We start from the raw sequence: 7240 nt of genomic DNA, 5'->3' as shown, positions 1-7240 counted from the left end.
TGAAACGCGACTGCGGCGACGATACTTGGAGGGTGACTTCCTGGGAAAATAGCTCGGTGCCCGGTTAATTTTTCAGCCAAGCCTCCTTCTTTTCTTGAAGGGGGCTTTGTTGTTTTTATCAGATTAAACGTTCAATTTTGGAAAAATTTTTGTTCCAAATTTTCGCTGTGGCGAACTGATTTTCTCAACCAATTTAAGCGCAGTTCTATTTTTTCTGCTTCGGTTAGCGGCCAATTTTTTTTGGTTTTCCGCAATCGAGTCGTAAGGTGGTACAAACATAATGCGGCACTCACGGAAATATTAAAACTTTCACTAAAGCCTTGAATGGGAATTGTCACCACTTCATCTGCATTTTGGAGGGCATAATCGGACAGTCCATTCACTTCCGAACCAAATAGCAAGGCTAGTTTTTCATCGATGGAAAGTTCGTCAAGGGGCTTTTCTGCATGAGGAGAGGTGGCGATAATTTTGTAGCCTTCGCTTTTGAGTTTTTCCAAACAGTGCTGAGTGTTGTTGGTATTTTCATCGCGATAACGGTAAACACTCAGCCAGCGTTCGGAACCTACGCTAACATCTTTGTTGAGGGTAAATTCTTTTAAGTTTTCGACGATATGGATGTCTTGGATGCCAAAACAATCGCAATTTCTGAGTACGGCGCTGGCATTATGGGTCTGATAAATATCTTCGAGAACGAGGGTCAGGTAACGGGTTCGACGGTTCAATACTGATTCTATACGATCGCGCCGTGCTGGGGTGGCGAATTGGCTTAAATAAGCGATGAGGGCTTTTTTTTCTTGCAGTTGCATCAATCAACCGGCGGGACAACGACTGAAAATTCTTGCGAAATCTCCGACTATCTTAACAGAACCATGCTGTGGGAGCATTTTTAGTGCTAAAGCTATTTTTTGGGCGGTTAAAACAAACTGTTCGAGTGGGTGATAAAATCATCGAGACAATGGTTAAGGGATAGTGTATCGTGCTTGGGGCATTACTTTACGGGAAAGAAGATTTGCGGTTAGAAGCGGTGGAGGATCCGACGCCCGGATGGGGGGAAGTCACGATCGCAGTGGGGGCGGCGACCACTTGCGGGACGGATTTGAAGGTTTGGCGGCGCGGGGGTCATGCGAGGATGTTGCGACCTCCCACCTTATTCGGACATGAGGCGGCGGGTCGAATTGTGGCGAAAGGAGTTGGGGTGAAGGGATGGAAGGTATCCGATCGCGTCGTTGCCAATAATTCCGCCCCCTGTATGACCTGTTTTTTCTGCCAGCGACAAGAATACTCTCTGTGTCCGAATTTAACGTGGAATAACGGTACCTTTGCGGAATATCTAAAAATTCCCGCCCCAATTGTCCAACATAATATGCTCCCCATTCCCGATGAATTGCCTGATGAATTGGCATCGCTGACGGAACCTTTAGCCTGCGTTTTGCATGGAATTGCCCGGTCAAATATCAAATGCAGCGATCGCGTAGCCATTCTCGGAGATGGCGCAATTGGGTTAATGTTCGTTGGCGTCTTAGCCCACCGCTGCGATCGCGTCATTTTATTTGGCGGGAACGATCGCCGCTTAGAAATTGCCGAAAAACTGGGCGCTTCGCAAACCTTCAATCATCATACCCTAACCGAAAACATCCCCGAAGTGGTGCGGTCTTTCTGTGACGGATGGGGTGCGGATGTGGTCATAGAAGCCACCGGCGTTCCGCAAGTGTGGGAAACCGCGATCGCCTCGGCGCGTCCGGGAGGGACAATTAACTTATTTGGCGGTTGTCCGCGAGAGACCACCATTACCGTCAACACCGAACAGTTACACTATAACGAACTCACCCTCAAAGGAGTCTTTCATAACACCCCATTTTTCGTGCGCGAAGCCCTTTCCACCATTGCCAGTCGCCAGATTCCCTTTGAGCTGCTCATCAGCGATCGCCGTCCCCTGAAAGACTTAGAATCAGTGTTGCAAGACATGCGCGATCGCAAAGTCATCAAAGTGGCGATGATTCCCCATTAACCCCAGTATTCCTCAGAGTAATTCATTGCCGTTCTCATAAGGTTTAAATCCGCAACTTTGTGGATTTTATGCCTGCTGGAAAAGGACAGATTCGAGCTTTCTAGTTCATCCAATTGAAACAACTAAGCCAGGGTGCAAATTATTATTTAGCTCCCTGAGTTTGCCTAGGCAAAACATCGGCAAAACCCTTCCCAGCTCATACTGGAAACGAGAGAAAACGAGAGAAAAAGATGAAAGTGTTGCAGAAAAAATAGCTTTTTCATTGATAATTTGAACGAACCGGAAAAGATTAAGATTGCCAAACACCGGAATAAATACTTTGAACGGCTAAGCTCACGCGATGCAAATCCTCTTTTAATAGAGGGGGCCAATCCACCCCAGCGCGCCAACCGGCGTCAAAAAGCTGTTGACTTTCAAACGTCAGGAGATAGAGCGCCCAAACCAACTGGCGATCGAGAGATTTAGCACCTTGCAATCCATCAAATACCACCTTAAGCGCCAAAAGAATAGAAGTGAGCTGACCGGGAATAGGGGGTTTTCCGTCTTGGAGACGGCGGAGTAAGTCATCGGGATTGCCCTGATAAACCAGAGCCATGCCCTGATCGATTAAAAAATAATAGGCAGTTTCGTAATCCATAACCTGACAGGTGGCACAGTTTTTCAGCCAATGTTATTGCATTTTAAACCTTATATCATTTTTTGAAAGTTGCGTTAGAAACGGAAGACGAAAAGCCTGATGCGGAGGGCATGAAAGAACCAGGACGATCGCCAAAGGGGGAGAACAGGCGAGAACGGATCCTGGGCAGCTCCGGCTAAAAGAGTGGAGTGAGCCACAGTGGGTGGGTCGATCCACAGACAAAAACAGGAAATCTGAGCAGAAGAATCGGGAGGAGTGAGCGATCGCGCGCCGTGGCGGGAGAATCGCCGAGGCGATTGTGCTTTTCCCGCAAGGGAGGAAATTTTTGCGGCATAGTAGAGATCGGCGGATGAAACAGAAGAGATTATCATAGAATCTTTATCCGACCGAGGCGAAATAGGTGATTTTTCAATGACGCTGACGCAAGTGTGGGGATCGGTGCTGATTTTCACAGTCTGTCCGATTTTGGGGGGACTGCCATTAATTGCTTGGATCGTGCGTGCGCTGACGGGGCAAGACCTAGGGGGCATGGGAACCGGCAATATTGGGGTTTCGGCGGCGTTCTATCATGGGGGGCGCTGGGTCGGAATTCTCGCGGTGCTATCCGAGGCGCTGAAAGGGATTGCGGCGGTGTTGTTAGCGCAGCACTTTTTTCCCCAGAACCCAGAATGGGACTTAATTGCCCTAATTGCCTTAGTGACGGGTCGCTACTGGATAGGGAAAGGGGCAGGGACCACGAATGTGGTGTGGGGCTTTGTGGTGCATGACCCGATCGCCGCTGGGTTGATTTTTTTAATAGCGGGGATTAGCTTTACTCTGGTGCGGGAACGCCAGCAGGGACGCAATTTGGTTTTAGTGCTAATTCCTGCCATCACCGCTGCATTGCATTCGCAGCAACTCGAAAGAATTGGGGCGGCGATCGCCCTGAGTGTATTACTATACTGGATTTATCAAAAAATGCCGGATGACTTAGATTTGCCAGCCGCTCAAAGCAATCCACAATCTCAAAAGCTGTTTCGCTTTTTCCGAGGAGATCGCGCCATCCTGTGCCTAGACAAAGAACTCGATCCCACCCAAGTCGGTCAAAAAGCGGCCAGATTATCCCAACTGAAGCGCCAGGGCTATCCGGTACCCCAGGGATGGGTGCTACCGGCGGGGGACGACCCGACTCCGCTGAGTGCATATCTGCAACCCAGCCCAGAAACGCCCCTGATCGTGCGTTCTTCCGCCGTGGGAGAAGATACAGAAAACGCCTCAGCGGCGGGTCAATACGCGACGATATTAAACGTCACCTCGCGCCAAGGCTTAGAGCAAGCGATTACCAGTTGTTTGCAGTCTTACGAAGCATCCACTGCAGCCACCTACCGCCGCGATCGCCAGGTTCGAGACGATGCGATCGCGGTTCTAATTCAACCGCAAATCCGAGGGGTCTTTTCTGGGGTAGCGTTCAGCCGCGATCCGATAATGGGTCACGGAGAAAGAGTAAGCATCGAGGCATTACCAGGCGAGTGTACCCGGGTGGTGTCCGGACAAGTAACCCCAGAACGCTATCAAGTTTACGTGCGCTCGGAGGATGTGGAGCAAGAGGGAAGCTGGGTACTGCCTGCCCAAATGCAATTATCCGTAGAGGGAACTGGGGAAGTGCCGCCGATCTTGCTCGAACAAGTGGCGTATTTAGCCCGCCATTTGGAAAACGGCGATCGCGGGATTCCGCAGGACATCGAATGGACCTATGATGGCGAGAACCTGTGGCTGTTGCAGTCGCGTCCGATAACCACTCTGTTGCCGATTTGGACGCGCAAGATTGCCTCTGAAGTCATTCCGGGTACCATCCGACCCCTCACCTGGTCGATCAATCGTCCCCTCACCTGCGGTGTCTGGGGAAAACTCTTTACCATCGTCTTGGGCAAACGGTCGAGAAATCTGAATTTCGAACAAACCGCTACCTTGCACTTTTCGCGGGCTTACTTTAACGCTTCGTTGCTCGGGCAAATCTTCCTTCGCATGGGGTTGCCCCCGGAAAGTCTGGAATTTCTAACGCGAGGAGCCTCATTCAGCAAGCCGCCGATGCGTTCTACCTTCACCAACCTGCGGGGGTTGCTGCGGTTGTTCAGCCGGGAACTCCGCCTCAGTCAGGATTTTGAGGAGGCCGATCGCAAGCGCTTTTCTCCAACTCTTGCGGAACTGGCCAACTCGGATCTCAACAATGCCAGCCAAACCTCGGGGGTTAATGAACCCGCAGCAACGCGAATGTTCCTCAACGTGGAAAAAACCCCAAAAGCGATTCTCGGACGGATCGATCGCATTTTGGATTTGCTAGAGGAAGCGACTTACTACAGCATTTTGGCTCCCTTGAGTTTTTTGGCGCGACAAGCAGTGCTCAAAGTCAACGCCAACGAACTTGACTACAGCCAAATGCCGGAAGTCTCGGCGGTGCGATCGCTGCAAGAATTGGCGAATGAAGCACTGCTGATGCTTCCGGATTTGGAAGAAATCAGTCTTCCGGGAGATAAAACCGGGGATTGTTCGCAACTGTTTGCGGTGTTGGCAGAAATGCCGGACGGACAGACGATTTTCGAGCAGTTGGACGAGTTTCTCGAGACTTTCGGCTATCTCAGCGATGTGGCTACGGATATTGCGGTTCCCACGTGGAAAGAAGACCCGCGCCCGGTGCGACAACTGTTCACTCAGCAGTTATTCCAACCCTCTGCGGTGGAACAACAGTCGAACTCTAGCGGCATGAAAGCCCAGTGGGTTCAGCCTCGTCTGAATCTGAAAGGTCGGGTGAGTGCGATTTATAGCCAATTACTCGCTCACCTGCGCTGGAGCTTTTTAGCGTTGGAGCAAGTTTGGCTGGATGCAGAAGTGCTATCCGAGGCGGGGGATATATTTTTCCTGGAATTTGAGGAAATTCGCCAGATGATTGAAGTGGCAGATCCGCCGTTCATGGATCGGGTGGGGGAGTTGGTGGCGTCCCGGCGCAGGGATTTTGCCCGAGACGAACAATTGGTATCGGTGCCGTCGGTGGTGTATGGCCATACGCCTGGGGTTCCTTCAACAGTCGCGCCACAATCCTTCTCCGGCCAGCAATTGCGCGGCATTGGTGCCAGTGCGGGAGTGGCTGAGGGTCCGGTGAAAGTTATTCGCTCTTTGCAATCGGCAAGCGCGATCGCGGAAAATACCATTGTGGTGGTGCCTTATACGGATGCCGGTTGGGGTCCGCTCTTGGCTAGGGCTAACGGTCTGATTTCGGAGGTGGGCGGTCAGTTGTCTCACGGGGCGATTGTGGCCCGGGAGTATGGGATCCCGGCAGTGATGGATGTAGCCGATGCTACCCAAACCCTACAGGAGGGTCAATGGGTGAGAATTGACGGTCAGCGCGGCATTGTGGAAATTCTCTAACAGAGTATCTCTCGCGCATCTATCTTAGGACTGAAATATAGAGCTAATTCTGAGGAGAAAAATCTCCCGTGGGAGGGTTGACAAATCCCCCGTGGCAATATAATGAGCGGGGAAAACCAAACGCAAGGATTGCCGCTCGAAGTGAGGAGGCGATCGCAGAGTGCAGAAGGCGATCGCTTCTCTCTCACTGGAGAGTTGACAAAATTACCGATTTTTGGTATAGGTGACGAGAGCGGCGAGGGGCAAAATTCTAGCAATTTTCTAACCTCTCGATGGAGTTCCACCGCCTGTCAGCACAAGGCAGGGTCTTGTCCCTACGGGAGATATGGATGGTTAATACACCAACAATGGTATTAATCAACCCCTCGATGGTCAAATTCTTTCCAATCACAGTATCATAAACTGTAGTGCCGGCTCTGGGTTGCGTCAGGTCTTGACGTAAAGTCAACTTGCATCGGGTGTTGTGCCTACAGTTCCTCTGCTAGAGCATCGCGTTTGTCTTGCGATCGCGCAAGCCATTCCCAAGTTCATCTGGCGGCGAGCTAATTCTCGAGCCAATTCTTCCCCGATTCCAGATGATGCCCCGGTGATTCAAGCAGTTGCCATGCGGTGGATCCCTGTTTTGACTCTATTTTTCATAAAACTTCACATATTTTATCCCCCCCTGGGGGAACCGTCGAACATTGCTCGGATTGCAAGGCAGGCAGGATGGAGAAACAAGGCGATCGCACTGGTGGCTGGCGATTCAGCCAAAGATGGCGGGCAAAACGCCGTTGCATCCTCCCTCTCGACAAGTCCCGAGAGTGGTGACGATCTCCAACCCAGCAATCGAGGAGAACCGGGCATTAACTCCCCATTCAACAATTTAAACTCTACAATTTAAAATAGGGAAAGGGCAAAGATCCATTCCGATTGCGTGCCATCCCTTTTGGGGCGATCGCAAAACCTACTTCCCGGAAAATTTTTGACCTTGCGTCTGCAAAATGCCGGATTTTTGCCCCAGACCACCATTATTCTCGATCGCAGCACCACGCTCGAAAACAATGCAAACCCACCGGAAAACATGGAACAGCCAAACAAGCTTGCCGATGCAAGCGTTTACAGTGAATCCCCAGGACTGTCAGGGACTCCGTAGAAACCAACCCCATGTCTAAAGCCAGGGGCTTGTACTTCTAACCACCTGACCAGCCTAA

General features: G+C 50.9%; 8 protein-coding genes. 5 read left to right on the top strand and 3 right to left on the bottom strand.

Annotated elements, in window-relative coordinates:
- Window positions 1-131 precede the first annotated feature (131 nt).
- On the bottom strand, window positions 132-806 hold the full coding sequence (locus AC0QH1_RS08380; protein ID WP_324630600.1) for a TrmH family RNA methyltransferase: 675 nt from the start codon (window positions 804-806) through the stop codon (window positions 132-134).
- Window positions 807-976: 170 nt separating this feature from the next.
- On the opposite strand from AC0QH1_RS08380, the gene AC0QH1_RS08375 reads away from it, so the two are divergent.
- Window positions 977-2008, top strand: coding sequence for a zinc-dependent alcohol dehydrogenase (locus AC0QH1_RS08375; RefSeq protein ID WP_324630598.1), 1032 nt, complete (start codon window positions 977-979; stop codon window positions 2006-2008).
- A 289-nt stretch (window positions 2009-2297) separates the two neighbouring features.
- Here the strand turns inward: AC0QH1_RS08375 and AC0QH1_RS08370 are convergent, their stop codons facing one another.
- Both AC0QH1_RS08370 and AC0QH1_RS08365 read right to left on the bottom strand, forming a co-directional pair.
- Complete coding sequence (locus AC0QH1_RS08370; protein WP_324630597.1) at window positions 2298-2645, bottom strand: Dethiobiotin synthetase; 348 nt, start codon at window positions 2643-2645, stop codon at window positions 2298-2300.
- A 74-nt stretch (window positions 2646-2719) separates the two neighbouring features.
- On the bottom strand, window positions 2720-3016 hold the full coding sequence (locus tag AC0QH1_RS08365) for a hypothetical protein (RefSeq protein WP_324630596.1): 297 nt from the start codon (window positions 3014-3016) through the stop codon (window positions 2720-2722).
- A 40-nt stretch (window positions 3017-3056) separates the two neighbouring features.
- On the opposite strand from AC0QH1_RS08365, the gene AC0QH1_RS08360 reads away from it, so the two are divergent.
- The 4 genes from AC0QH1_RS08360 to AC0QH1_RS08345 all read left to right on the top strand — a co-directional run bounded on the left by AC0QH1_RS08360 (window position 3057) and on the right by AC0QH1_RS08345 (window position 7182).
- Window positions 3057-6047, top strand: coding sequence for a glycerol-3-phosphate acyltransferase (locus AC0QH1_RS08360; protein ID WP_324630595.1), 2991 nt, complete (start codon window positions 3057-3059; stop codon window positions 6045-6047).
- Window positions 6048-6149: 102 nt separating this feature from the next.
- Complete coding sequence (locus tag AC0QH1_RS08355; RefSeq protein ID WP_324630594.1) at window positions 6150-6404, top strand: hypothetical protein; 255 nt, start codon at window positions 6150-6152, stop codon at window positions 6402-6404.
- 106 nt (window positions 6405-6510) lie between these two features.
- Window positions 6511-6930, top strand: a complete 420-nt coding sequence (locus AC0QH1_RS08350; RefSeq protein ID WP_324630593.1) for a hypothetical protein — start codon at window positions 6511-6513, stop codon at window positions 6928-6930.
- 33 nt (window positions 6931-6963) lie between these two features.
- Window positions 6964-7182 (top strand): hypothetical protein, encoded by a 219-nt coding sequence (locus AC0QH1_RS08345; protein WP_324630592.1) that lies wholly within the window; start codon window positions 6964-6966, stop codon window positions 7180-7182.
- Window positions 7183-7240: the final 58 nt, after the last annotated feature.

This window comes from Phormidium sp. CCY1219 (genome assembly GCF_055795085.1).
Note: the sequence above shows the minus strand (reverse complement) of the source record. Positions and strands in the feature narration are given on the sequence as shown.